The organism is Mariniradius sediminis, from assembly GCF_021491425.1.
Lineage (GTDB): Bacteria > Bacteroidota > Bacteroidia > Cytophagales > Cyclobacteriaceae > Mariniradius > Mariniradius saccharolyticus.
The window spans coordinates 255,424-281,722 of the sequence record NZ_JAKEVZ010000003.1 but is presented as its reverse complement, the minus strand read 5'-3'; the positions used below and the strand labels follow the sequence as shown (position 1 = coordinate 281,722).

The 26,299-nt window shown below is 46.9% G+C and carries 25 protein-coding genes; 8 read left to right on the top strand and 17 right to left on the bottom strand.

Annotated elements, in window-relative coordinates; all coding sequences use genetic code 11:
- Positions 1 to 27: 27 nt before the first annotated feature.
- The 5 genes from L0U89_RS05735 to rfbC form a co-directional block, all read right to left on the bottom strand.
- Positions 28 to 798 (bottom strand): phosphosulfolactate synthase, encoded by a 771-nt coding sequence (locus tag L0U89_RS05735; RefSeq protein ID WP_234860657.1) that lies wholly within the window; start codon positions 796 to 798, stop codon positions 28 to 30.
- A gap of 20 nt (positions 799 to 818) precedes the next feature.
- The gene (locus tag L0U89_RS05730; RefSeq protein WP_234860656.1) at positions 819 to 2,249 is read right to left on the bottom strand and encodes a tetratricopeptide repeat protein; all 1,431 of its coding nucleotides are present in this window, start codon (positions 2,247 to 2,249) and stop codon (positions 819 to 821) included.
- 124 nt (positions 2,250 to 2,373) lie between these two features.
- On the bottom strand, positions 2,374 to 3,342 hold the full coding sequence (locus L0U89_RS05725) for an NAD-dependent epimerase/dehydratase family protein (RefSeq protein WP_234860655.1): 969 nt from the start codon (positions 3,340 to 3,342) through the stop codon (positions 2,374 to 2,376).
- Positions 3,339 to 4,091 carry a tyrosine-protein phosphatase gene (locus L0U89_RS05720; RefSeq protein ID WP_234860654.1) on the bottom strand — a complete coding sequence of 251 codons (753 nt, stop codon included), beginning with the start codon at positions 4,089 to 4,091 and terminating at the stop codon, positions 3,339 to 3,341. The genes L0U89_RS05725 and L0U89_RS05720 overlap by 4 nt, the downstream gene beginning before the upstream one ends.
- Positions 4,092 to 4,640, bottom strand: coding sequence for a dTDP-4-dehydrorhamnose 3,5-epimerase (rfbC, locus tag L0U89_RS05715; protein ID WP_234860653.1), 549 nt, complete (start codon positions 4,638 to 4,640; stop codon positions 4,092 to 4,094).
- A 219-nt stretch (positions 4,641 to 4,859) separates the two neighbouring features.
- Here rfbC and hflX point away from each other — a divergent pair, with 219 nt between their 5' ends.
- Positions 4,860 to 6,125: a GTPase HflX gene (gene hflX, locus L0U89_RS05710; RefSeq protein ID WP_234860652.1), complete on the top strand. Its 1,266-nt coding sequence runs from the start codon at positions 4,860 to 4,862 to the stop codon at positions 6,123 to 6,125.
- Here hflX and L0U89_RS05705 read toward each other — a convergent pair.
- The 4 genes from L0U89_RS05705 to L0U89_RS05690 form a co-directional block, all read right to left on the bottom strand.
- Complete coding sequence (locus tag L0U89_RS05705; RefSeq protein WP_234860651.1) at positions 6,122 to 7,522, bottom strand: methyltransferase RsmF C-terminal domain-like protein; 1,401 nt, start codon at positions 7,520 to 7,522, stop codon at positions 6,122 to 6,124. The genes hflX and L0U89_RS05705 overlap by 4 nt on opposite strands.
- A 43-nt stretch (positions 7,523 to 7,565) precedes the next feature.
- Entirely contained in the window at positions 7,566 to 8,339 is a 774-nt protein-coding gene (locus L0U89_RS05700; RefSeq protein ID WP_234860650.1) for a CHAD domain-containing protein, read from the bottom strand.
- An 86-nt stretch (positions 8,340 to 8,425) separates the two neighbouring features.
- Positions 8,426 to 9,343, bottom strand: coding sequence for a hypothetical protein (locus tag L0U89_RS05695; protein WP_234860649.1), 918 nt, complete (start codon positions 9,341 to 9,343; stop codon positions 8,426 to 8,428).
- Positions 9,344 to 9,490: 147 nt separating this feature from the next.
- Positions 9,491 to 10,357, bottom strand: a complete 867-nt coding sequence (locus L0U89_RS05690) for an oxygenase MpaB family protein (RefSeq protein WP_234860648.1) — start codon at positions 10,355 to 10,357, stop codon at positions 9,491 to 9,493.
- A gap of 190 nt (positions 10,358 to 10,547) precedes the next feature.
- Between L0U89_RS05690 and L0U89_RS05685 the strand changes: the two genes are divergently transcribed.
- On the top strand, positions 10,548 to 11,153 hold the full coding sequence (locus tag L0U89_RS05685) for a nitroreductase family protein (RefSeq protein ID WP_234860647.1): 606 nt from the start codon (positions 10,548 to 10,550) through the stop codon (positions 11,151 to 11,153).
- A 68-nt stretch (positions 11,154 to 11,221) separates the two neighbouring features.
- Here the strand turns inward: L0U89_RS05685 and L0U89_RS05680 are convergent, their stop codons facing one another.
- Positions 11,222 to 11,752: a DinB family protein gene (locus tag L0U89_RS05680; protein ID WP_234860646.1), complete on the bottom strand. Its 531-nt coding sequence runs from the start codon at positions 11,750 to 11,752 to the stop codon at positions 11,222 to 11,224.
- Between the two features lie 79 nt (positions 11,753 to 11,831).
- Between L0U89_RS05680 and gldD the strand changes: the two genes are divergently transcribed.
- Positions 11,832 to 12,413, top strand: a complete 582-nt coding sequence (gldD, locus tag L0U89_RS05675) for a gliding motility lipoprotein GldD (protein ID WP_234860645.1) — start codon at positions 11,832 to 11,834, stop codon at positions 12,411 to 12,413.
- A gap of 116 nt (positions 12,414 to 12,529) precedes the next feature.
- Here gldD and L0U89_RS05670 read toward each other — a convergent pair whose 3' ends face one another.
- From L0U89_RS05670 to L0U89_RS05655, 4 genes are all read right to left on the bottom strand, one after another.
- Entirely contained in the window at positions 12,530 to 12,835 is a 306-nt protein-coding gene (locus L0U89_RS05670) for a type II toxin-antitoxin system RelE/ParE family toxin (RefSeq protein WP_234860644.1), read from the bottom strand.
- 8 nt (positions 12,836 to 12,843) lie between these two features.
- Entirely contained in the window at positions 12,844 to 13,083 is a 240-nt protein-coding gene (locus L0U89_RS05665) for a hypothetical protein (protein ID WP_234860643.1), read from the bottom strand.
- A 116-nt stretch (positions 13,084 to 13,199) separates the two neighbouring features.
- A complete protein-coding gene (locus tag L0U89_RS05660; protein ID WP_234860642.1) occupies positions 13,200 to 13,853 on the bottom strand; it encodes an alpha/beta hydrolase in 654 nt (217 codons plus the stop codon).
- A gap of 6 nt (positions 13,854 to 13,859) precedes the next feature.
- On the bottom strand, positions 13,860 to 15,641 hold the full coding sequence (locus L0U89_RS05655; protein ID WP_234860641.1) for a sodium:solute symporter family protein: 1,782 nt from the start codon (positions 15,639 to 15,641) through the stop codon (positions 13,860 to 13,862).
- A gap of 223 nt (positions 15,642 to 15,864) precedes the next feature.
- On the opposite strand from L0U89_RS05655, the gene L0U89_RS05650 reads away from it, so the two are divergent.
- Positions 15,865 to 16,896 carry a phosphotransferase enzyme family protein gene (locus L0U89_RS05650; RefSeq protein WP_234860640.1) on the top strand — a complete coding sequence of 344 codons (1,032 nt, stop codon included), beginning with the start codon at positions 15,865 to 15,867 and terminating at the stop codon, positions 16,894 to 16,896.
- An 86-nt stretch (positions 16,897 to 16,982) separates the two neighbouring features.
- Here L0U89_RS05650 and L0U89_RS05645 read toward each other — a convergent pair whose 3' ends face one another.
- Together L0U89_RS05645 and L0U89_RS05640 are read right to left on the bottom strand one after the other, a co-directional pair.
- Positions 16,983 to 19,055, bottom strand: a complete 2,073-nt coding sequence (locus tag L0U89_RS05645) for a protein-disulfide reductase DsbD family protein (RefSeq protein ID WP_234860639.1) — start codon at positions 19,053 to 19,055, stop codon at positions 16,983 to 16,985.
- 147 nt (positions 19,056 to 19,202) lie between these two features.
- The gene (locus L0U89_RS05640; RefSeq protein WP_234860638.1) at positions 19,203 to 20,588 is read right to left on the bottom strand and encodes a dipeptidase; all 1,386 of its coding nucleotides are present in this window, start codon (positions 20,586 to 20,588) and stop codon (positions 19,203 to 19,205) included.
- Positions 20,589 to 20,730: 142 nt separating this feature from the next.
- Between L0U89_RS05640 and L0U89_RS05635 the strand changes: the two genes are divergently transcribed.
- Positions 20,731 to 22,263, top strand: a complete 1,533-nt coding sequence (locus L0U89_RS05635; protein WP_234860637.1) for a zinc-binding dehydrogenase — start codon at positions 20,731 to 20,733, stop codon at positions 22,261 to 22,263.
- Between the two features lie 49 nt (positions 22,264 to 22,312).
- Positions 22,313 to 23,053: a beta-ketoacyl-ACP reductase gene (locus L0U89_RS05630; protein WP_234860636.1), complete on the top strand. Its 741-nt coding sequence runs from the start codon at positions 22,313 to 22,315 to the stop codon at positions 23,051 to 23,053.
- Here L0U89_RS05630 and L0U89_RS05625 read toward each other — a convergent pair whose 3' ends face one another.
- On the bottom strand, positions 23,054 to 23,725 hold the full coding sequence (locus L0U89_RS05625) for a class I SAM-dependent methyltransferase (protein ID WP_234860635.1): 672 nt from the start codon (positions 23,723 to 23,725) through the stop codon (positions 23,054 to 23,056).
- Positions 23,726 to 23,914: 189 nt separating this feature from the next.
- Here L0U89_RS05625 and L0U89_RS05620 point away from each other — a divergent pair, with 189 nt between their 5' ends.
- Together L0U89_RS05620 and L0U89_RS05615 are read left to right on the top strand one after the other, a co-directional pair.
- The gene (locus tag L0U89_RS05620; RefSeq protein WP_234860634.1) at positions 23,915 to 25,285 is read left to right on the top strand and encodes an undecaprenyl-phosphate glucose phosphotransferase; all 1,371 of its coding nucleotides are present in this window, start codon (positions 23,915 to 23,917) and stop codon (positions 25,283 to 25,285) included.
- Positions 25,275 to 26,204, top strand: a complete 930-nt coding sequence (locus tag L0U89_RS05615; protein WP_234860633.1) for a class I SAM-dependent methyltransferase — start codon at positions 25,275 to 25,277, stop codon at positions 26,202 to 26,204. Before L0U89_RS05620 ends, L0U89_RS05615 begins: the two co-directional genes overlap by 11 nt.
- The last annotated feature ends 95 nt before the right edge of the window (positions 26,205 to 26,299 follow it).

The following is a 26,299-nucleotide window of genomic DNA, read 5'->3' as shown; positions in this document are numbered from 1 at the left end:
ACTGCCATAAGCAGTCCAAAATGGGTGTTAGAAAGTATGATCTCCCAGAAAATGGTCAAATGTATCTCCGCGTAAGCCAAGTCTGATTGTCTCGAGAGGTATTACCTCATTGGGAGCGATATTGCCGAGGTTGACATTGGCACCGAGAAGCTTTACAAACCAAACTTGTTGTTCTTTTTGTGGCGCTTCCCAGATGATGCGATCTTCTGGAATTTTGGTGAGAATTTCTTCAACCAAGCCTTGCCGTACTTCGCCAGAATCCCTAAACAAACCAACTGTTCCACCTTCTCTGGCTTCTCCGATCACTTTCCAGCTACCCGCATCCAGTTCACTTTGCATTTGCTCGATCCACTTGTAGGGAGGGATGATTTTGGCGGCGTCCTTGGATCCAACCTCAGAAAGCACAGTCACATCTTTGGCAAGGATGCGGATAAATTCACATTTTTTGTCATGGGGAAGGCTGATAGAACCATCAGAAACTTCGGCAAAACGGATCCCATATTTGTCGATAACCTTTCTGTAATCCTCGAATTGGTCGCGAATGACAAAGGCTTCGAACAATGTCCCTCCAAAATACACAGGGATACCAGCGTCTCGGTAAATCTCAATTTTCTCGGCAAGTCTGTTGGTAAGGTAAGATGTTGCCCAACCTAATTTGACAATGTCAACATACTCCGCATTGGCGTCGACAAAATTCTCGACCTCCCTGATGCTGAGACCCTTATCCATAACCATAGTGAAACCTGTTGTACGTGGTTTTTGGGTACGTACAGGTAGGTTTTTAAGCAGGTAATTCATCCGATTTGAATTCTTGGTGGTTAATTGTTTTGATCACGGGAAGGAGCGCTCCCGTCCTTGTATTGGGAAATGAGTTTGAAAATGGCCTTCTGTTTCTTGATCTCTGGCATCAATTCGTACAATATCACATGCTTCCCAAAGTCCAAAGTTAATGCATTTTCCAAATATGAAAAGGCCTCGGTGTATTTGGCCGTTTTGAGCAGAAAAACCACCATGCGATAATACAGCTCCGCTTCCCCCGGTAATTCCTCGATCCCCTCTTTCATAACATCCACAGCCTCTTCAAATCTGTTCTGGTCAAAATAGATAATCGCAAGATTGACATAAGTCTCCAAAATTCCGGGCTCGAGGTTAATAGCTTCTTCGTACGCTTCAGAACTTGCCTGCAAGTTGCCAAGCTGATATTCAGCGTCAGCAAGTCCAACCCAATAATTCGGATTCTCCTTCGTTATATTGAGCGCTTTTCTGAAATAGTGTATGGCTTCGAAATATTTCTCCTTCTTCAGCATGCACATCCCCAAGCCAAACCACGCATCGTCATATTCTGGATCGATCTTCGCGGATTTCTTGAAGTATTTGAATGCCTGATCGATATTCTCCAATTTCTCATAGGCTGCGCCCAAATAGCAGCAGTTTTCTGCATTTGCGCCCTCGCAATTGATCGTATTCTGATAGGCTTCCAAAGCAAGTTCATACTGCTGCGTATTCATATAGGCATTACCTAGATTGAAATACGCCGAAGCGAAGGCATCATCGATAATCAGGGCATAATCATAGGCTTTGATTGCCTCCTCGAACCTTCCGAGGCGGTTGTAAACGACGCCAAGGTTGTACCAAGCCCCGGCGCTGTAGGGGTCTTGATCTATAAATTCCTGATAAAACTCCAATATCTCATTGAAGGAACCTTCCTCCTCAGTAATCATGGCGAGTTGGAAAAGGGCATCTTCGTGGTTGATTCGGATTTTCACGCATTCCTTGAAAAAATGGATCGCCTTCTCGTTATTTTCACTCGCTTTGTAAAGATTGCCCAGAGAATAGTAGACCTCTGCCTTGTCTTCCGCCAAGGGCAGAAAATCTTCCAGCAGGTCGATGGCTTCTTTATTGTTGCCATTGATCATCAACGCCTGACTCAGCGCGAGGATGATGTCTTCATTGTTGGGTGATAGATTATTCAGGTTCTCCAAAATCTCCAGTCCTTCTTCCAATTCATCGTTGAAAATCAGGCATTGCGCCTTGAACAACTTGATTTCTACACTGAATGGAAACTTACCCAAGGCGTGCTCGGCGGCTTTTAGCGCCTTGACGAATTTTTGTTGATCAAAATAAAACCGGATGATGTTTTCAAATTCCTCCTCCTCAAAGTACAGATCCAAGTTGGATTTCAATGAGTTTTCAAACCTTTCTACCAATTCTCTATCTTCTTCCCAGTCGTTTTCGAAATCTCCGGTCATGTGCTCTCATTAAATGGTTTATAAAAGATACCAAAAATTATCCCGAGACAAAATCCTATTCCATGATTTTTTCGAGAAAGTTTTTTGGGGTGATTTTGGGTCTTTTCAGATGTTTAACGACCGCTTAGCGCTTTTCGTTCGAAAGAGCCCATTGGAATGATTCCCGAAGCGGTCTGTAGATAGGCCCAAGAATACGCTGCACCTTGTCGTTTAGCATAGTTATATCCAACTTGGACAGCATGGCTGTCTGTTTGTTGAGCGGGTTTTTGGACAAACCCATTGCCCTCGCAATGCCGACGGCCAAAATCGCAAGGGTAAGTTGGAAGTCGCTTACCGGCTTTGTAGGTGGTTTCTTGCCTGCTGCCTCCGCCATTTGGACGAAAAAATCCCGGTAGGATATCGATGCCGCATTGAGGATGAATTTTTCTCCCCAAAGACCTTTTTCAAAAAGCCCGTAGGTGATCTCAACAGCGTCGCGGATATCGATGTAATTGATGGAGCCTGGAGGATAATACTTACTCCCCTCCAACACATATTGGTAAACCTGTGTGCTGCTGCGCGCATCCGATAATTTGCCCAAAATGACAGAAGGCAAAAGCACCATGACCTGTAGACCTTCCATCGCCCCTCGCCATACCTCCAATTCTGCTTGGTATTTGGAAACTGCATAGGGCGTGTTCAAGTTAGACTCAACCCAAGCCGTTTCTTCGTTACAAGTTTTTCCTTCGGCGGTTCTGCCGAGGGCGGAAACCGAACTCACGTGAATCAGCTTATTGACTCCCCTGCCCAACATTGCATTTACAACATTTGAAGTTCCTTCTACATTGACCTTGGTCAATTCAGATGTATCTTTGGGATGAAAAGAGACTTTTCCCGCGGCGTGAATGACCATATCTATCCCTTCCAAAGCTTCCTCGATCGAAATCGGATCCAACACATCTCCTTCACGCCATTGTACTTGGCCTTGGAAATCCTCCAAAAGCCCATAGCCATGTCCTTTCCTCTTCAGGCAAAAAATCTCATGCTGCAGGGCAAACTTTCGCGCCAAATAACTTCCAAACAGTCCGGTTGCTCCCGTGATCAGAATTTTCATAGCTCATGGTTCAAAAGTGGTAGCCGCCGAAGTTTGGCATAAATCCGATTCTCTGGCAATCGCTGTAAGGCATCCAGATACCGCTCATTGTGGCAGTCAGTCCCAAGGTACCGAATCTTGCCTTTTTCCAACAGCATTTCGGCAAACTCCTTTACCTGTTTGGAATAAAACCCAGTGAACGAAAGAAGGTTTGCCTGAAAGTAAATATCTCTGTCAAGCAATTCATCCAAGAGCTTTCGGTCCATCATCAGGTATTGGTACCTCTCGGGATGTGCCAAAATGGGCTTGTATCCCTGCATTTCCATATCAAAGAAAATCTCCTTGAGCATCAGCGGCTTTGCTACAAAACCCGTTTCGACCAAGACTTGGTTTTCGGAAATTGTCAGCAATTTTTCTCCCTTTTTTACTTTCTCGAGAAAAAACTCATCTATGTAATACTCGGCCGCTGCAGAAATCTCAATCCGAATCTGTTGCCTCGCGAGTTCCTTCCTCAACACATCCAAGCCATTCAATATGATCTCGGGAGTATTTCGATAATATTCAGACATGATGTGTGGCGTCGTAATGATCTTCCGCAGGCCATAATCTTGAAGCCTTTTTACCAATGAAATGGACTCCTCCAAAGACTTTGAACCATCGTCAATCCCAGGTATCAGGTGGGAATGCATGTCGACCTGAAGCCAATCCAAGCTGAATTTTGCAGGGATTAGCTCATGCCGCTTCGGTTTCAAAAAATCAAGCCAACCCATCTACAATCCTCCGTACCTTTCTATGAATTCCCTCAAAGTGGGCAGTTCCAAGTCTTTTTCAGAAAGAATCGGATGCTTCACTTCCCAATCAATACCCAAGTCAGGGTCGTTCCAAAGAACCCCTCCCTCACTCTCTTTGTTGTAAACATTGGAACATTTATAAGTAAATACCGAATCCTCGAGCGCTGAGAACCCATGGGCAAAGCCCTCCGGTATCAGCAGCATGTTGTGCAATTCGGCATCTAGCTCGATCGCAAAATATGAACCAAAGGTCTTCGATCCTTTCCGTAAATCCACCGCCACATCCAAAACGCGTCCGCTGATAACCCGCACCAGTTTGGCTTGCGCAAACGGTGCCCTCTGGAAATGCAGCCCCCTTACCGTACCTGCCTTGGAGAATGACTGGTTTTCCTGCATCCATTGGATATCCATACCATGGTCGGCTAGCCAATCATTTCGATATGACTCAAAAAAATAACCTCTACTGTCTTTCCATACTTTGGGATAAATTTCCAAAAGGCCTTCCAAAGGCGTGGTTTTGATATTCATTATGGTAAAGTCGCTTGATTTGGTTTTCAGACCATATTTGCCGATCTCGATCGGGCTCAACGAATATTTTTCTAGAATCAACCCTTAAAAAAAGGTATCAGTCTGAAATCGAGCCCAAATATAAGGCTATTTGCCTCGAGGTTGGTAACTTTGATGCACAATCCGATGGGAACTTATACGCGATTTTCTTCCTTTCATGTTCAACTCTCTTACTGATTCATGAGCAAACTCTCCAGAAAACTTCAAAAATTGTACGAAACCGCCCCTGTGCAGGAAACAGCCGTATTGGTTGCCCTGATACGGCAAGGGCAAACCGAGCAGCAGGCCAATGAGTATCTGGATGAATTGGCGTTTTTGACGGAGACTTTGGGAGCCAAAACGGTATACAAATTTACCCAAAGACTGGAGCGGCCAGATGTGCGAACCTTCGTCGGGTCGGGAAAACTGGAGGAAATCCAGTCGTACGTGGAGCACTTTGGCGTGGACATGGTCATCTTTGACGATGACCTGAGCCCGTCCCAAATGAGAAACCTCGAAAACGAACTGAAAGTAAAGGTATATGACCGATCACTGTTGATCTTGGATATATTTCTGAAACGGGCCCAAACCGCCCAAGCAAAAACCCAGGTTGAATTGGCAAGATTCCAATACCTGCTGCCTCGATTGACCCGGATGTGGACACACTTGGAACGTCAACGAGGCGGTACCGGAACCCGCGGCGGTGCAGGTGAAAAAGAAATCGAAACCGATAAGCGTGATATCCGCAACAAAATCGCCTTGCTAAAGACCAAGCTGAAAGAAATCGAAAAACAAGGCTTGACGCAGCGCAAAAGTAGAAAAGGCATCGTTCGCGCCGCTTTGGTCGGATATACCAATGTGGGCAAGAGCACGCTTATGAACCTGATTACCAAATCGGATATCCTGGCCGAAAACAAGCTCTTTGCCACCGTCGATTCCACAGTCAGAAAGGTCGTGTTGGAAAACATTCCTTTCCTGCTTTCCGATACGGTGGGCTTTATCCGAAAACTTCCCACCCACCTCATAGAATCCTTCAAGTCGACTTTGGACGAAATCAGGGAAGCCGACCTGTTGATCCATGTGGTGGATATTTCCCACCCAAATTTCGAAGACCATATTTCGGTCGTCTATGAAACACTCAATGAGATCGGTGCGGGTAACAAACCGATTTTCCTCGTATTCAACAAGATGGATTTGGTGCCGCCGAAGCCTTCGGAGGAAGAAATGATGCACATGACCGAGCATGAGCTTCAGGAAAAAAGGTACCTGGATTTCGAGCAGTTGGCTACAGCCTATGGCAAGAAAACCGGTATCGCACCCATATTCATGTCAGCCCACAACGGCGGCAATGTGGAACTGTTTCGCCAAGGTTTGATCAAGGAAGTGAAAAAGCAGCATTTGAAGATTTATCCCCACTATTTGGAAAACGAAGTGGTGGATTTTTCAGCTTTTGAAAATCTCGACTAGGCATCCTCACCGCCCTGCATCCGTATCCGCCATTCCTTGGGATAGTAATTATTGATCCGATTGCCGAGGTTTTTGATCCAACCCAAGGGTAGATTCGCATATGTGATCAGAATCCAACCTTCGGGCAAATCCCCACTCAGGGAAAACTCCTCCCTACGCAAAAATTGAAGGGCCTGCTTGATATCAAGATCAAAGGTCGGAAAACCGGTTTTTGGAAAAAAGCTCATTGCCCATTCATGGCTTGGTATCAACTGGCTTTTGGAAAGTTGACCCAGTTCCACACCAACATATTTGATGTTGAGGTACCGGGACAAAAATTCGAAATGCTGGCGAAAATTCGAGTTCAGCCAGAAGACTGATTCTTGCAGCTTGTAAAAAACACTGTTTTCGGGCAAATCGACCTGCGATTGGATCATTGCAGCCTCGGCGTTGGAAACGGATTTGAGAAAGGGATGCTTGAAATCCTTCACCCTTCGCGGCTCCAATACCTCGGCATCCTCGGATCTTTTGAGGACCGTCACAAACAATCCCTCTCCGGGTACTAAATGGGGGAAAAAACGATATCCAAAGAATTGCCCTTCGTCAGTCTCGATTTTGCTTTCAACGATATTCCATTCCGGTTGCAATGGAATCCGCACCGGTTCATACGCAAATTCGGAAACAACATAGTTGACGATTTCCTCATTTTCACGCTCGTTGAAAGTACAAGTGCTATAGACCAAATACCCGCCTGCCTTCACCAATGCAGCGGCTTGGTCCATGATTCGCTCCTGACGGAGGGCACATAGCTGCACATGGTCCAGTGACCATTCGTCCCTTGCCTCGGGATCTTTTCGAAACATCCCCTCGCCCGAACAGGGTGCATCGACCAAAACCAAATCAAAAAATCCATGAAGTTCCCCAAAATGCTCCGGGTCGTTTTGGGTCACCATTGTATTGCCCAGACCCCATTTGATGATGTTTTCCTTGAGGATATTGGCGCGGGCCTTGATCACTTCATTGGCCACCAAGAAACCCTCGTCCCCCAAATAGCTGCCCAACAAAGTAGCCTTACCGCCGGGCGCGGCAGATAGGTCAAGATAGATGCCGTCTTTTGGAGCAGAGACGCTTTCGAGAATATGCCCAAGAAACATCGAAGAGGACTCCTGTACATAATAAGCCCCTGCATGAAAAAGTGGATCCAGAGTGAAAATCGGCCTTTTTTCCAAAACCCGCCCCTCTGGATTCCAAGCCACCGAAGGGAGATTATTGAAAGCTTCGCATGGTTTGAAGGGATTGAGTCGGATCGAAGTTTTGGTATCCGCGTCCAAGGCTTTCTCGAATACCGCATATGTCTCCGGCCCAAAATAGGCTTTCATTTGCTGGGAGAATGCTTCGGGAACCTGAATAGCGGCCATTGGTTTTTCCCCAAAAATAGAAAAATCGACCGTAAGTGTCTCCCTAATCCTGTTCTACAACCGCGACCTTCTTGATTTCCGCTTCGAATTTCCTGATCAAGCCCTTGATTTCCTGTACAAGATCCTGTTGGGCATTTCTGATGAGCGTGCAATTTTTGGCCGAAGCTCCATGGTTGTAAATATACAGATAGGTCCGGTGCAGGTCATGCCAGGCGCCAATCTTGCCTTGCAGAAATTCGAGGTACTCCCAATTCACTTGAAACTCGGGAAAAATCTCACTCAAATGTTGGATGGTCTTGATGGACTTTCGAGACTCATGGAGCGTTCCCAGAAAATAGACCCGTTGACAATTTTTACCCACATCCCGCAAGTGGTGAAATAGAAAAGATTCAGCGAGTTCTTCATCCAACGGGACAAGCTGATCCTTAATCTTTGACAATGAAGATTCGATCAACTGGGAGTACCAGCGGCGTTTCAGTTCGAATTTAGCAGTCTGATAAGTGATGGTTTCCTGTAATGTGCTCTTAATACTTGCATCCTTAATCTGGAGTGCTTCCATATTTGCAAGATGGAGTTGGGCTTCCCGGATTTTTCCGGCATGCTTGAAAATCTCCCGCACATCCTTGAACTCAGAGAGACCTGACTTCCCTTCCTCCAGGACGCATTGGAGCTTTAACAATGAATGGATTTTCTTCGTAGCAACTCTGAATTGATGGAGCGCCTCGGCGTCCCGCACTTCGCAAAATCGGTCAAATTGGGTTTCCAGATTCTCCCAGTGCTGAACTAAGTACTGCTTTTGAATGGATTTTTTAAGCATGGCCCAGAAAGGTTAAATTAAAATATATTGAAAATAATCTGATTTTGTGCCAAAAAACACTTGGGAATCCCACGAACTCCCTTGATCTACTTTTTCCTAACTGAAAAACCTAGACCAAAATGAAACCTTACTTGATTCAACTCTAAACTGGTCAGGCTTGTACCCACACGGACATTCAAACCCTTGAAATCCCCCATCAAACCTGTCTCCAGAGTGGGCTGATTGAGGTTGGACTGCTGATTTCTTGCCCAAACGTTGCCGATGTTGTTACTGTTTTCGTCCAGAATCTCCATCTCCCAGTATTCTCGGGAATGGTTCAGCCCAACACCTCCATACATCCATACCGGTGCAAAAAGCTTCCAAGTAAGCCCCATCACCAGCTCCGCCATTCCAGACTTTACCTGGCCAGTCGCCTCTGTCTTGGCATAGGGACTTCCATAAACGGTGCCTGAATTGTTGACTGTAAACTCTGCTTTGTTTTGCAGGAATGCTTGATTGGTACGAATGAGAAAATAGGTCCCAATCCCATGCGTATTCAGGCTGCCCAAATGAAAACCAAAAGGCATATCTGGGCTGTAGGTCAAGGCGTAATAGAACCTATCCATTGACCGGATTGGGATAAACTCACTTTGGCTCGACTTTTTCTTTTTGTCCCAAAGCGATTCTTCCAAAGCCGCTATTTGAGTTTGCAGTTCACCATTGTCCAACCTTTTTGCCTCAGAGAGAAAAGGCTTCGCCATCTTGCGATTTCCAATTTCCATGTGGGCAAGTGCCGAATAATAATACCCCGCAGCCTTGTCCACATCCAGCCAGATTTGAGTCCTTGCCAATTCCAGCACCCTAGCCCAATTCCTATCCGCAATCTCGGCGGCGATTTGCATTTCCAAATCCTCCGCTGAAAATTTCTGTGCAAACGATTGGGTTGGATTGCCCAACCAAATGTGTGTAATTATTAGAAAAGCCAAAGCAAAACGTGCCTTGACCCTACTGAAACCAAACGACATAGAATCCAGAAAAATGGGGTGATTAACTGGTGATAAGTGATTGAATTTGAGTAAAATAATCCAATTATCAAAATTAATTTTCAGCCTGAAAAAAGCCGATTTTGAACACTTTTTTATGTCGGTTTTACCAAAAAACTCACCTATCCATTAGTTCTCCCTTTTCGATGGGAGCGGTGCAAATGTCCCCAATTCTTCGATTTGATAGCCTTCCGGGTAGGTTGGGCGTCGCCGTTTGGTTCCCAACAGCGGTTCTTTCCTTTCGGGAAAATAGCGGAGAATCCGAGCCCTGAGTTTCAAAAACGAAGAAACTACGGCCCCAAAGATACCTGCAGGTTTTGGGAAGCCCATCGCAGCCCGCAGGGGTTCATCCATCAGTGCATAGACAAACGGACGCCCGAGGCCATGAAGGAATTTTGGAAGGTAAAAACCCAAAAGCAAGGACACCGTCTTGTCGCCAATTAGCTTGTTGCTCTGCGCAAATACAAAATGCCGACTTTCATAATCTTTATTGAATTGCTCAAACTCCTCTAGCGAATTGGGTATATCCCGAATCTGCATCCGCTCGCCCAGCCTGCGGTAATTGATATAGATCGACTGCCTTTCCAAGTCGGTAAAAGGCCTCCACCCGTATTTGTCCATCCATCGAATCGGCTCAAAAATGAAAGTGGACAGGACATATAGAAAATCACCATTGGAAATCTTGAACCGCGCGTGCATGTCGTTCATGCGATGAATGGCGCGCTTGCCCCGGAGGCTGTCCATGCCATGCTCGAGGATTTCATAGAGAATCAGCTCCGTATCATCATAACGCTTCCTTGGTCTCGCTGTAAACTCCCCGGTCCCCGCCAAAATCTTGGAAATCGAGGGCACAGCAAAGGTGCGAAAAAGCGCAAACTCCAAGGCCCGTTCCATGTCCCAAGGAAAACAATGACAGGTCAGCAAAAAGGCGATTTCGCGGTGATCCTTTTCCGGATTAAGCGCGGCGATTTTGGACGAAAAGGGTTTCTTATTCATCTTAAGGAAAAATTCTCTCGGTCCTGACCAAATTCAGAGATAACTCACACATAGTCACACCTTTTGTTGAACCAAGGTAACGTGATCGTTGGGATTTTGGAATAGACTAGGATAGAATATATTGAATCGAGGAAACCATTTTCGTCGGTTTTTTGCTTATTCTCCTGATCAACCGTCAAAACTCAATCACATGCAAAGACCTGATTTCAATATCTCAGAGGTTAACAAAATCATCCGTGGACGCAGGTCCCAATTTATCGCCCAATTCAAGGAAAATGACCCAGTAGACGACAGCATCATCGAGGAAATCCTCGAAAACGCGACTTGGGCACCAACGCACAAGCTGACCGAACCTTGGAGTTTTACAGTTTTCACCGGCGAAGGGTTGAAAAAATTTGCCGACTTTCAGGCAGAGCTGTACAAGGAACGAGCCACCAAAAACGGGAACTTTATCGAAGCTACCTATGAAAAGTTCAAAGAAAACCCGTTGAAGGCTTCCCATATCATCGCAATCAAAATGAAGCGTGACCTGAAGGCCAACTTGCCTGTAATGGAGGAAATCGCAGCCGTAGCAATGGCAGTCCAAAATATGTACTTAACTGCGGCAGCACATGGTCTCGCAGCCTATTGGGGTACGGGCGGGCCGACATTTTGGCCCGAGGCAAAGCCTTGGTTTGGATTGGCGGAAGAAGATATGCTGATGGGATTTTTCTATGTGGCAAAGCCTTCTACAGACAATTGGCCCGCAGGAAAAAGAAAACCATTTGCCGAAAAAACCGAATGGGTGAGGGAATAAGTCCCAATTGGCGTTATTCAGTTGGCAGATGAAAACACTGCCAACTGAATAATGCAAATGCCAACTGACTACCACCCTCTGTAGCGTGGCGGCTCGATGCCATTGGCACGGATATAGGCTACGGCAGCGCCGCGGTGATGGGTACAGTGGTCGTCAATCAAGGCGATAACCTGCCTGCGTGTGGCCTGCGAACCGAAAATCTCAACTTTCTCGGCTCTATCTGAATCGTTCAGGCTGGAGATTGTCTTCTTTCCATAGTCATAGCATTTTTCCACAAAAGCCCTCAACTCTGCCTTAGTGGCAGGTTTGGCGTCTGCAGCAAATCCTGGATCACCTCCCTTGAGAAAATTTGAACTGATCATCACGATGGCAGCAGATAGGTGCGTCACTTGTTCCTTGAAGCTCATGCCACCGTCGTCAGGCTTGTAATCGAAAAGGTTCTCCGGCATCTTATCCACTACTTCGAGTGTGAACTGCTTGCTGTTGTCCCATTTGACCACAAATTCCTCCATTGTGGTCTGCGCAAATGATTGGCCCGGAACGACAAAAAGTGCCTCCAGGCAAACCATGGTGAAAAGGAATCCATAAGCTTTTTTCATAATTGGTGAAGGGTTTGGTTTATCTATAAATATCCGCTTTAAATGACTCATTTCAAACGATTTTGATAACTTTGGCGCCATGCTTCAGAGAATCCCCATTGCCGTTTTATTGCTTGTTTTTTCCTTTTCCTGCTCACAGGATTACCTCCCCAAGCCAAGGGGTTACAATCGAATCGACCTACCGGAGCGCGGTTTCCAGGCCTTGGAGGAGGAAACTCCGTATACCTTTGAGTATTCCAAAAATGCCCAAGTAGAGCCTGATTCCTTTAACCTCGCCCAAAAATCCTGGATCAACCTCAACTATACCCAACTCGGTGGAAAAGTACATCTGACCTATTTTCCATTAGATACCAAAGGCAAGGATATCAAGCTCGTGGTCACCGACGCCATCAACCTGACTGCCAAGCACCAAATCAAGGCCTATGGCATCGAGGAATCAGTGCTCCTGACTCCGAAAGGTTACACCGGTGTGGTGGCCGAACTCAGCGGAGAGGTGCCGACGCAGTTCCAGTTTTTCGTCACCGACTCCACGGACCACTTTTTGCGCGGAGCGCTCTATTTCAATACCGCCATGAAAAACGACAGCCTTGCTCCCGTGATCGAGTACATCAAGGTAGACATGATCCACCTCATTAACACGCTGGAGTTTAAGAAGAAGTGATTGGGGGAAGGTTTGGGATTTGGGATCTGGCCTAAAGACCAGTGTAAATGCGATTCGGGACGTTTGCCTCTTCCTCAGGTCTAGCCAAAAAGGCTTGACAACCAAATAATGGCTGCCTAAATCTTGAGCTTTTTTGGGTTTTGTCTGGTATCAAAGATTGTCGCAATCAGGATTGTCTGGTCCTCCAAATAAACCTTGTACACAATCTTGTAATTTCCCTCTACCAGATACCTGAAATTTCTTTCAACGACCAGAGGATTATCTTCTAGTTGCCCCATTTCAGGTTGATCTCTTAGCAAACGCGTCTTATCGATAATTTTGGAAACAATCGACTTGGCCACTTTTGAATTTGCAACGATTTGGTAAAAGGCACGAATCTCCCTGAGATTGGCCTTGGCTAAATCAGACCAAAAAATTTGCATAAAAAATGCTACCAGTTTCTAGATTCTTTTTCCAGATCGTCCATCGAAGTGACCCTCCCATTGCTGTAATCAGATTCTGCTTCGTCAAGCAGGGATTTGAATTTTTCAGAGGACATCGGAGTCATCCCAGATTCGTAGGCTTCGACAATCGCCTTCCTTTTCAGGACATCAATTTGCTCCAACAATGACTGATCTTCGATTTTAGCCAGCCATTCAATCAATTCAATCTTCTTCACCGCGATGTTCATTGCTATGTTGGTTTTGGAATCTACTAATTTAGACAATAAATCTGATTCTTTACTTTTTTTGAACACGCTGAAACGTACTGAAAAGTATGATATCAGAAAGTATGATTTCCTTGAAACTAAATTGTTTTCAAAACAATATCCAACGACCAATTAATCTCTTCATGTTTGTCGAGCGTCATCAAATGGCCACCACCTTTAATACTAATTGGGCCTTGGACAAATCGAATTGGCAGAATTCTGTCCCGGTCACCATGAAGGTGATTGATTTGAATTGGATTAGGTCCGCTATGGCTCCAAGTAAGGATTTTGTCAATCGCCCATTTCAAAAACGCCGGGTCAGTATCCTCGAGTATATTTTTCAAAAGTGCTTTTTCCTCTGGCGTTTCCGCACCAAAAAACCAATTTGACAGGAAGTTTGAAGATTTGAGAAACTCTGCAGGAATTAAGCGATGCAAACGAATAGAACCTGCCAGGCGAAGGTAAAATGGGATTTCGTCACGGTTTTTCGCTGAAGATATCAGAATCACTTTCTCAGTCCCTATCAACTTCGCCACCTCAATCGCCATGATTCCTCCAAACGAAAGGCCAACCAAGATCGGGTTCGGAGAGGCGACTTGGGTTAGGATCCGTTTGGCATAAGAATCAATCGATTCGTTTTGAAGCGGAGGAATCCATTTCACATGAGTCACCAGAAAACCCTGAAACTGAATTTTCCTAAAGACACGTTCATCAGCGCCCAAACCGCTAAAGACAAATATCGCTCTGCTCAAAACCTGTTACGACAACTTCATCCTATCCCAATTGCGGACGATGATAAAACCGCCTGCCAGCGAAACAACCCCAGCAATCAGCGCGCCGACAAAATTGCCATATAAAACAATTCCGACCGCAAAAAGCGCAGCGTATACCATCACCGTGCCGACCAGCATCAGACCAATTTCCATCGGAAGCTGCCCTTGTTCCTGCCGTTCTTTGGGATAGCGATCGAGGAGTTTTTTCCAGCCATAAGCCGCCGGACGCACTTTTCTATAAAATGAAAGCAAAATCTCGTCCTTCTCAGGCTTGGTCAACAAAGTGGCCAATACCCATCCAATCGTCGTTATCCCAACGCCATACAGCAACTTGAGGTACGATTGCTCCACCGGAATATCGATGATGCCTAGGCGTGGATTGATACTTTCAAAAAAGATCGCCACGGCAAAAGAAATGAACATCGCCCAAATCTCCGTGTAGGCATTGATCCTCCACCAAAACCAACGCAGTATAAAGATCAAACCCGTACCTGCACCAATTTGCAATAAGATATTGAAGGCTTCGAGGGCATTGGACAAAGCCAAGGCCAATACCGCGGCCAGCACCATCAGCAACACAGTCGAGATTCTACCTACGGCCACCAACTCCTTATCAGTTGCATTTGGCTTGACAAATCGGAGGTAGAAGTCATTGACCACATACGAGGAGCCCCAATTCAAATGGGTGGAAAGGGTGGACATCACCGCCGCAATCAAAGATGCCAATACGATACCAATCAAGCCGGTCGGCAAGAAGGTCAGCATCGCAGAATAGGCCAAGTCATCGCCCAACTTGTCCGCGGGGATATTCGGAAATGCCGCACCCAAATCAGATATCTGCGGGAAAATGATCAACGACGAGAGTGCCACGATGATCCACGGCCAGGGGCGCATGGCATAATGCGCGATATTGAAAAACAGGGTCGCTCCAATGGCATTCTTTTCATCCTTTGCAGAAAGCATCCTTTGGGCAATATAGCCACCCCCGCCCGGCTCTGCGCCCGGATACCAAGTCGCCCACCATTGGATTGCCAAAGGCATGATCAGCAGGGGAATCAAGAGGTTCCAATCATTGAAATCGGGGAAGAAATCCAATTTGTCGGAGACATTTGGATGTGTGAGCAGATTGTTCAGCGACCCAATCTCAGGCAAATCAAGAATGTAGATCGCCGCTCCGATCGACCCGATCATTGCAATAAAGAACTGAAAGAAATCTGTTAGTAAAACCCCCTTCAAGCCACCCAGCGAACTGTAAATCACTGTAACTACAGATGCCAACAAAAGCGTTTCAATCGGGCTCAGACCAAGCATAACCCCGCCGATTTTAATGGCTGCCAACGAAACGGTTGCCATGATGACGACATTGAAGAATACACCCAAATAGAGCGCCCGGAATGCACGCAAAAACGCTGCGGGTTTACCACCATACCTGAGCTCATAAAACTCCAAATCCGTCGTCACCTCGGATCTTCTCCACAGCTTGGCATAGACAAAGACCGTGAGCATGCCAGTGAGCAAAAATGCCCACCAAACCCAGTTACCGGAAACCCCTCCTTTTCTCACGATGTCTGTTACCAAGTTGGGTGTATCGGCAGAAAACGTAGTGGCCACCATAGACACGCCGAGTAGCCACCAGGGCATATTCCTTCCCGAAAGGAAAAATTCCTTGGCAGAAGAGCCGGCTTGCTTCGAGGCAAAAACGCCAATGAGCATGGAAACCAGAAAGAATATTCCGATGATTGTCCAATCTATCCAAGATATGTTCATAGTTTTTTGGGTTTGCGTGGGAAAAGAGGCTAGAGTTAATCTATTTTTTCAATTTAGTTCGGATAACTTCTTTAATAAATTTTTCTAAGGTAAACATTAAATATTCATTTCCAAAATTGGGAATCTGGAACGCAAGAAAATTATTTCAACACCATGTTGGCACGTTACCAGTTTTTGAAACCCAACAATACCTTACTTTTGGAGTGTTTTGGAAAATCGCTACATGAACTACCCGAATTGGACAGAAGCTTTGGAATCGCATTACGCCATCAAAGTGGCATCAAGTGATATTCATCCATTTGGTGACGGTCATATCCATCAGACATTTCTGGTGAAATCGGGCGCGGATGCCTACATCCTGCAGGCTTTCAACAAGAATGTGTTTAAATATCCGGAGCGGATTTCGCACAATCACGAAATCTTGCTGGAAGGAATCAACCCGAAGGATTTGCCTTTCACACTCCCGCTTCCCATCCCGACAAAAACGGGGGCACTGTTCGCGGAAGACAAAGGCAGTATATTTCGTCTGAGTCCCTTTGTGGCAGGAAGGTGTGTCAATGAAGTCAAGGATCCACGGCAAGCCTATCTCGCAGCCGAAGCTTTTGCCATCTTTATCCGTGCCGCAAAAGACCTTAATCCCCAGGATTTTCAGGAATCCATTCCGTCTTTCCATGATCTCAGCCTGCGTTTTCGTCAGCTTCAGGAAGCAATCAATCACACCCGTCGGCATTTTGACCAAGAGCTTCGGGAGGTCGTGGATTTTTATCTTGCACAGGAAAGTCTCGTGCAGGAATACGAAAATTGGAGAAAAATCCTGCCTCTCCGCGTCACCCACAGTGATACCAAGATCAACAATCTGATTTTCTCGGAATATATGGACAAGGTCCGCGCAGTGATCGATCTCGACACGATCATGGCAGGCTACGCGATGTATGATTTCGGGGACTTGGTGCGGACGGTCGCGTGTACGGAGGGAGAAAGCTCAAGGAATTGGGAAAAAATCAAAGTGGATTGGGAAAAGTATCAAGCACTTTTGGACGGATTTTTAGAAGGAGGAAAAGGGCTGTTGACGGAGGGGGAAATCGAATCCCTACCCTTCGGCGGCAAGATGATGACCTGCATCATGGGCTTCCGCTTTTTGGCCGACTACCTCAACGGCAACATCTATTACGCCATCCACTACGAGCGCCAAAACCTCGACCGGGCCATCAATCAGATGTGGCTGCTGAAGGGATTGGGGGAAAGCAATTCTTGATTCAATCAAGATCAAAGCCTTCACTGAGCTTCGTCAATTAGCCCAAGGTTACTGGAGGCAAAAGGTTGATCAGCGTTCAAAAAAACTCACCTCCTCCCAAACTCCGCTTTCGCCTCCTCGAGGAAATTGACGAAGTTTTGGATATTGGTATCATAGGCCTTTGGCTTTACGAGCAATTCCTCGTTGTGGTCCAAAATGACATAGTAAGGCTGCGCATTGTTATTGAACCGGGTAATCTGGAAATCCGCATTCTGTTTGCCAATCGTCGATTTGACCTTGCCGTCGTAGGTGGAAGTATACCACTCTGATTCCGGTAATGGGTGCCTTTCGTCAATGTACAAGGCGACCATGACAAAGTCATTTTTCAGCCTTTGCAAGACCTGTGGATCCGACCAAACGCGCGCTTCCATCTCCCGGCAGTTCACGCAGCCATGTCCCGTGAAATCAATGAAAAGCGGTTTGCCCTGCTTTTTGGCCGCAACCAAAGCCTGCTTGTAGTCGAAATACCCCTGAATTCCGTGCGGGAAATGCAGGAAATCCGCATACTTGGGTACTTCGTCAAGGGTATTGGATTCAGACGTTCCCGTTGCCCTATTTTCCAACAGATTGAAATCATGGGAAGACATAGGGGGAAGGTAGCCGCTCAAAGCCTTCAAAGGCGCGCCCCAAAGTCCGGGGATCATGTACACGACAAACACAAACGTGACAATCGCCAACATCAGCCGCGGTACGCCGATATGCTCCATTTTGGAATCATGCGGCAGCCTGATTTTTCCCAATAGGTAAAATCCCAACAAACCAAAAATCACGATCCAGATCGCCAAGTAGATGTCCCTGTCCAAAATGCCCCAATGATAGACTTGGTCGGCGACGGAGAGGAATTTGAAAGCCAAGGCCAATTCCAAAAAGCCGAGGACCACTTTGACAGAGTTCAGCCAACCGCCGGACTTGGGCAGGGAATTGAGCCATTCGGGGAAGATCGCAAACAGGGTAAATGGAATTGCAAAGGCCAAGGAGAATGCAAACATCCCCGCAATCGGGGTGATGAAATCCCCGCCGGCGGATTTGATCAGGATCGAACCCACAATCGGTCCGGTGCAGGAAAATGATACCAACACCAAGGTAAATGCCATGAAGAAAACGCCTGTCAGGCCGCCTTTGTCCGATTTGGCATCGATTTTATTGACAAAGCCGCTCGGCAAGGTCAATTCGAACATGCCCAAAAACGCCATCGCAAACACGATGAATACCAAAAAGAAAAAGACGTTCGGTACCCAATGCGTCGAGAGCCAGTTGGCAAACTCAGGCCCTTGGATGGCCGCCACCGCCGTGCCGGCTATCGTGTAGATCGCAATGATGGACAGCCCATAGATGAAGGCATTTCTGATGCCGACGGCCCGGGACTTGGCGCGCCCGGTAAAGAAAGTCACCGTCATCGGAATCATCGGAAACACGCATGGCGTAAGCAAAGCTGCCAAACCCGCCAAGAACGCCACAAACATAAATCCGATCAATCCGCCTTTTCCCTCCTCGGGGTCCAAAGTTACTACGGTCCGGTCTTCCTTTCTGGCCGAATCTGCCTCGTTAGGCTGTGTGGCTACGGTGGACTCCTGAGTCGCAGAATCGGGCGCAACCGTCGGTTCTTGCGTCGTGGTAGCGTTTGCGGCGGCAGGTTCATCCGAAACCGCCGTTGCCTTGATCGTGAAATCCTCCTCGTAAAGGATACATTGTCCCGTCACGTCGGAGCACATCTGATACTCCACGACACCCTTGATCTCTACATTCGGCTCAGTGATGGTGATCTTTTGCCGAAATTCCCCGATACCGGAAAAATAGGTGATGTCAGCCTCCCATACCTTGTCAAACTTCTTTTTGGGATTGATGGGGCTGAGTTTTTCCTTCACCGAAATTCCTTTTGATCCTTCCAATGACAGCGTCGTCAATACCGGTCCCGCATTCTCATCGAAGTCATTGGAGTAAATGTACCAATTCATCGGGATGCTGGCTTTCAGTACGATTTCCGCTTCCTGCCCTACTTTTAGGTCCTTTTCGGCCAATTGGATCGTCCACTTGGGCGGAGATACCAACTGTCCAAATGACTGGACTTGGAAAAAAAACAAAAGGAGGGCGATCAATGAAAGTGGAAGAAACCTTGACATCATAATGGGATATAAGCGTAACTTTTTGTTAAAGGCTATTTCAATTAATTTGGTTCAGAAGCGGAGATCATGTGCCACGAATGCACGAATGAATTTAGAAAACAGGTCCTTTCTCCGCCTCTTTGAGCCTTCGGGCCTTTGTCTGCCTCATTTAACTTGTTCCTTGAAATGCTTGAAAAACAGCGCGATCGTCTCTATCCCCATTAGGTAATTTTTGATACCATAATGCTCATTGGGCGAATGGAGTGCATCTGTATCCAAGCCAAACCCCAACAGAATTGAATCCAAGCCCAATTCGTTTTGGAATAGCGCGCAGATCGGAATGGAGCCACCTTCACGGGTCGGGATCGCCTTTTTGCCAAAAGCTTCCTGGATCGCCAAGTCGGCCGCGCGGTACCCTGGCGTATCTGTCGAAACAACGGCGGGCGCCCCTCCGTGGTGGGGGATTACTTTGACTTTTACGGAAGCCGGCGCAATGGCTTTGAAGTGGTTTTCAAAAAGCACAGCGATCTTCTGAAAGTCTTGGTTGGGTACGAGGCGCATGGAAATCTTGGCAAAGGCCTTGGACGGCAAAACAGTTTTTGCACCTTCGCCGGTGTAGCCGCCCCAGATTCCATTTACGTCCAAAGTTGGTCGGATGCCGATACGCTCGACAGTCGTGTAGCCTTTTTCCCCATGCACGTCTGCGATTTCCAATTCCTTTTTGTAGGCATCCAAGTCAAACGGCGCGTCGTTTAGCGCTTTTCGGTAGGCTTGGGAATATTCCTCCACCTTGTCATAGAATCCAGGAATGGTGATATGGTTGTTTTCATCGTGCAGGGAAGCGATCATTTTGCACAAAATATTCACCGGATTGGCAACGGCACCACCATAGGTCCCCGAGTGTAAGTCACGATTGGGTCCCGTCACCTCCACCTGCATATAGGCCAAGCCGCGGAGTCCGACCGTGACGGAAGGATGCTCGAGCGAAATCATGTGCGTATCCGATACCAACACGACATCGGCTTTGAGTTTTTCCTTGTTGGCCTTCACAAAACCATCCAAATTGGACGAGCCTACTTCCTCCTCACCTTCGATCATGAACTTGACATTGCAAGGCAGTGTACCTTCGGCCATCATCGCCTCAAAGGCTTTTACATGCATGTAAAACTGCCCCTTGTCATCCGCGGATCCCCGGGCAAAAATGGCTCCCTCCGGATGCCTCGGCGTCGTCTTCACCACCGGTTCAAATGGCGGTGAATCCCATAGCTCATATGGATCTGCAGGCTGTACATCATAGTGTCCATAGACCAATACAGTCGGCAATGTAGGATCGATGATTTTTTCTCCGTAGACAATCGGATATCCATCTGTGAGGCAAAGCTCGACGCTGTCGGCGCCGGCCTTTTCCAATGATTTCTTCACAAAATCCGCAGCCGCAAAGACATCTTTGCTGAACTTTGGGTCTGCGCTGACAGAAGGGATGCGGAGGAGTTCAAAAAGCTCTCCGATAAAGCGGTCGCGGTGGGATTGGACGTAAGATTTGATGGACATACAGGCGAATAAAGGGATTTCAACAAAAGACCCAAACGATCCATGGAATGTTTGGTGGCGTCGTTGAAATGTTCTGGTTATTTAAGCGCTCGAAATTACGCCTTTAAAAAGTAATTGCCTATTTTGATCCAAACTTTTGCCCATGAAAGCAATCCTCTGTACGGAATTTGGCGGTCCCGAACTGCTGCGATATACCGAAATCCCCGAGCCTGAAATTGGTGAAAAGGAGGTCCTGATCCAGGTTTTCGCCTGCTCGGTCAATTTCCCGGATGTGCTGATTATCCAAAACAAATACCAATTCAAACCGGAGCTTCCTTTTTCTCCGGGTGGTGAAATTTCAGGTATTATTGAAAAAGTCGGTGCGGGCGTAAAGCACCTGCAAGTTGGCCAACGGGTTTTGGCACTATGCGGCTGGGGTGGTTTTGCCGAAAAAGTAAAGGTAACTGCTGATCGGGTCTTCCCGATTCCACCCATGATGGATTTCGCCACGGCAGCCTCCACCTTGTACACTTTCGGCACCGCCTACCATGCACTCAAGGACCGTGCAAAAATCCAAGCTGGCGAAACACTCCTCGTACTTGGGGCAGCTGGGGGCGTAGGCTTGGCAGCGGTGGAATTGGGGAAGGTGATGGGCGCGACGGTCATTGGCGCCGCTTCGACAGACGAAAAGCTAAGCCTCTGTGCGGAAAAAGGCGCCAGCCACCTGATCAACTATCAAACGGAAGACCTCAAGGAACGCGTCAAGGAAATCACCCTTGGCAAAGGAGTAGACGTGGTCTTGGATGTGGTGGGAGACCGATATGCAGAACCTGCCTTGCGCAGCATGGCTTGGAATGGGCGCTACCTGGCCGTCGGTTTTGCAGCCGGAGAAATACCCAAGCTCCCCTTCAATTTGGCTTTGCTCAAAGGCTGTGCGGTAATGGGGGTTTTTTGGGGAAGATTTTCCACCGAAGAACCCAAAAAAAACCAGCAGAATATCATAGAGCTGGTCAACATGATTCTGGCCGGAAAAATCAGCCAGCACATCCATAAAACCTATTCCCTCGAAGATGCCCCCCGAGCACTTCAGGATATGCTCGAACGCAAGGTGATGGGAAAAGCGATGGTAGAAGTCAGAAAGGAGAGTTTAGAAGCGAGAAGCGAGAGACAGGAATCGAGAGAAGAGAGAAAAGAAGCAAGAGACAAGAAGCAAGAAGAGGGACATGGTGGAGCAGGGCGGAAGGTATTCAGGTCATTGGCGGATTTGAAAGCGAATGAAGGTAAACCACTTGGCCAAAGCCGCTGGGTCGAGGTCAGTCAGGAGATGATTCAGAATTTTGCGGATACGACGGGAGACAGGCAATGGATCCACGTGGATACCGAAAAAGCCAAAGCCCTGATCCCCGGAGGAAAAAACCTGGCGCATGGTTACCTCACGTTGTCACTCATCCCGCAGCTTATGTACGAGGTCCTGCCGCTCGAAGGGGTACAAATGGCCCTGAACTATGGAACGGAAAAGGTAAGGTTTCCCGCGCCTGTCTACTCGGGTGACAAAATCCGCCTACATGCCTCCTTAGCCAAGATCGAAGAGAATCCCGATGGCAGCGCCAAGGTTTTTTCCAAAATCGCGATGCACTCAGACCATGCCGACAAGCCCGTATGTGTGGCAGAAGTCATCAGCATGGTCAGGTTTTGATTTCCGCATTCAACAAAATTTGATAACCAAATAAATTTCTTGTATTAACATGCGCCTGCAGCAAAAAATCGCAATCATCACCGGAGGCGCCAACGGCATTGGCGCGGCCACCTCAAGGCTATTTGCCAAAGAAGGAGCTACCGTCCTGATATGGGACTTGTCAGAAAATGGCCACCGCTTGGCTGAGGAATTGACTTCCCAAAACTATCCTGCGTTTTTCCGCAAAATCTCCGTAGCTGACCGCGATGCGGTCCAGACAGCGGTTCGGCAAGCAAAGGAGCAGTTTGGCAGAATCGACATCCTCATCAATAACGCCGGCATCACAAAGGACAAAACTTTAGCGAAAATGACCCAAGAAGAATGGGATACCGTGATCGCGGTCAACCAAACCGGCGTCTTCAATTGCACCCAGGCTGCTGCTGAGGTCATGAAGGCCCAGCGCTACGGCCGCATCGTCAGTGCCGCATCCAATGTCGGCCTTCGGGGAAATTTTGGCCAAACCAATTATGTGGCCACAAAGGCCGCCGTGATTGGCATGACCAAGGTTTGGGCTTTGGAATTGGGCAAGTATGGAATCACAGCCAACTGTATAGCACCCGGATTCATCGAAACAGAGATGACACTCGCGATACCAGAACAAGTCAAACAACAAATGATACCTATGATACCGATGGGCTATTGGGGAAATCCAGACGACATCGCATATGGATACCTTTATTTGGCTTCGGACGAAGCCAGGTATGTCAATGGTACATGCTTGGTGATTGACGGAGGCGCGGCCAGGGACTGACTATAGGTTGTGTGCTGTAAACGACTTGGTCATGCCAAGGAAATTCTCGTCATAAATTTCCGCTTTTGGGAAAAGCCGTTTGAATTCCCTCCGGTCCAATAGGCGGATTTCATCCAAATACTGTTGGGCATCCGCGGGATTCCACTTGTTTCCCCTACTCAGCCTGGATTTGGTCAATAAAAAATAAGTCCAAGACTTTGGAAAATACTGTACAAAAGGCAGGGCATAGTGTGGTTCCGCAAAAAAGTGCCTGTTAGGGGTCTGTATGAAGTATTTTTTCCCAACGCGTACTGCCTCACGGGCCATCTTCTGCTGGTTTTCCCAAGTGTAAAGGTGCTCGATAACGGAATTGGAAAAGACCAAATCGAAACTCCCATCCCCAAACTGACTTAGGTCGGTCGCATCCCCCACGATGCTCGAGATTCCTGGGACGCTGACAGGCTCTTCTGAAAGATTTAAAAGGGTGATTTCGAGTTTTCCCGCTTCGAGCAAATCCTGCCCAATCCAAAACTGTGACCTGCCGCCGATATCCAAAACCCTGATGGGCAATTTGCCCAAAAAATTCCTTTCTACGAGTTGTTTGAAATGAGCAAAACGCTTTTTGCGAAATTGACTGCCCAAAGAATCGGGTTGATCTGAAGATGCAAGAAGGGCTTTGAGCTTTGACAACATTGAACCTTAAACTGATAGGCTGGCAAAACTATCTATTTTAAAAAATTAATTATAGGAAATACTCGGGCTTTGATAATCTTTTATAATTTTGCGAGCGATTGAGATAGACAAAAGCCTCCTCCGATCTTTTGTTCAGACGAATCCTTCCGAGAATTCCCGACGTAAGTAGGAGCGAGTAGAATGATTTTTATGAAAAAACGCTTTTACAAATACTTCCCCTGGCTTTTTGTATTGGGTGATATTTTGGTTCTCACATTTTCTGTCCTTTTTTCGAATCAGCTTTTCCAAACGTTCCAGGATTTTAATGGCTTAGACTTTCCGGCATTTCCTGCCTTTATTATGATTTGGATGGTCATCACAATCCTAAAGGAAGACTACAAGATCGGCAGGACAAACGAGTTTGAAGAGACATTCAAAAAACTGCTTGCCTCCCTGGCTTGGTTTCTAGTCATCATTTCGATGATTTGGCTGCCCTTCCATGACAATGCACTTCGGCTTTTATCCTTCCTTTCGCTCGCTGCGTCGCTGTTCCTTTTCTTGGGAATTTATCGTGTGGCGGTGCACCTTTCGCTGCGCAAATACAGGGAACAGGGCCATAATTTCAGGCGCGCAGTGATTTTGGGAATGGGTGATACGAGTGACCAATTGGCCAAGGTGTTTAGGGTGAGAAAAGATTTCGGGATCAAGTTTCTTGGATATTATGACGACCAAGTGAAAAATGGCCTTTCCAGGGGTTCAATCAAGGATTTTTTCAGAGAGGCCAAATCCCTTGACGTGGACCAAATCTACATTTCCGAGCATTTAGAGGAGAGCAAGGTCAAGCAAGTCATCAACTTTGCCGACGAAAATTACATCAAGGTAAAGGTAATTCCGGGCGGTAGGCTTCAGCTCGAAAAGAACCTCTCGTTCTCCAAGTACGGTGATTTTTTTGTCATCAACGTCAACGAAATCCCCTTGGACAACGCCTTCAACCGTGTCTTCAAAAGGGGATTTGATATCGTCTTTTCACTGTTTGTGATAGTTTTCATTTTGAGTTGGCTGATCCCTTTGGTTGGATTGCTGATCAAATTGGAATCAAGAGGTCCCGTTTTCTTCATCCAGGAACGAAACGGAGAAAACAACAGCGTATTCAGGTGCTTAAAGTTCCGCTCGATGACACCTAACGACTATGCGGACACACATCAAGCCACCAAAAATGACCCAAGAATCACACGGATTGGTTCCTTCCTTCGGATGACTTCCTTGGACGAAATGCCCCAATTCATCAACGTACTGTTTGGCGAGATGTCCATTGTCGGCCCACGGCCGCACACGGTCCCGATGAATAGGGAGTTTAAAACGCAGATAGAAAAGTACAACAGCCGCCACAAAATCAAGCCCGGCATTACTGGCCTCGCACAGGTGAAGGGATACCGTGGCGAAATCGAACAGCCCTATCAAATACGTGCCCGGGTGAAGCTGGATTCCTTCTATATCCAAAACTGGTCATTTTTACTGGACCTCAAAATCTGCGTCCTGACCGTGTACGAATTGCTCGTCAACCGGGAAAATGCCTATTAAACCAAATTACGCATGCGCGTTTTGCGGACAAACTGAGAGTCCCACACTGGTGGCGGCACAGGAAAGGATGTTTGGAATGGGAGATCTTTTTGAAGTGGCAGTTTGCCCTATATGTGAATCCATCCAATTAGTAGATGTGCCGGAGAATTTGGACAAGTATTACCCGGAATCCTACTACGCGCACCAGGTTCTCGTCAGAGCAAACTCATTCAAGAACTTCCTAAAGAAAATCAGGTATCAGCTATTCCTTTTGACTCAAGGGAAAGCATTCAAGCCCATTTTTGGGGAATGGATGGCAATCGCAGGCATTGGCACGGATGATGCGATTGCAGATATCGGCTGCGGCAACGGCCAACTCCTTTACGAAATGCATGCGGCGGGATTCTGGCGTCTGAAAGGCTATGATCCTTATTTGGAAACGGAAAAAAAACTTGGCCCAGAATTTAAGCTTGAGCGAAAATCCATTTTTGAAGTCGAAGAAAAATTCGACCTGTTGATGATGCACCATTCTTTTGAGCATATGTCCGAACCCGCGAAAGTATTGGCGAAAGCCTTTGAAACATTAAACCCCGGAGGGAAAATGCTGATCCGCGTGCCAGTTGCAGACGCCGAAATTTGGAAAAGTGAAGGAGCCAATTGGGTTCAGTTGGATGTTCCACGGCATTTGCATATACCTTCTGTGAAAGGACTTTGCCAACTCGCTGAGGAATCAGGTTTCAATACCCAAAAAGTGGTTTTCGACAGCACCGCCTTCCAATTTTGGGGTACAGAACTATACAAAAGGGAAATGCCACTTCGAGGCACAGATCCAATCAACGAATTCACAGGCGATGAGCTGAAAAGATTTGGGCAAAAAGCCCATGCACTCAATCTCATGATGAAGGGCGACCAAGCCTGTTTCTATTTTTCCAAAACATGAGTTGGAATTTGGAGGGATATTTGAGATCTCCCTAAAACCAACTTCGAAAAAGGCTAGTTTTTCAAAGGATTTGTCTATTTTTCCATTTGGCAATT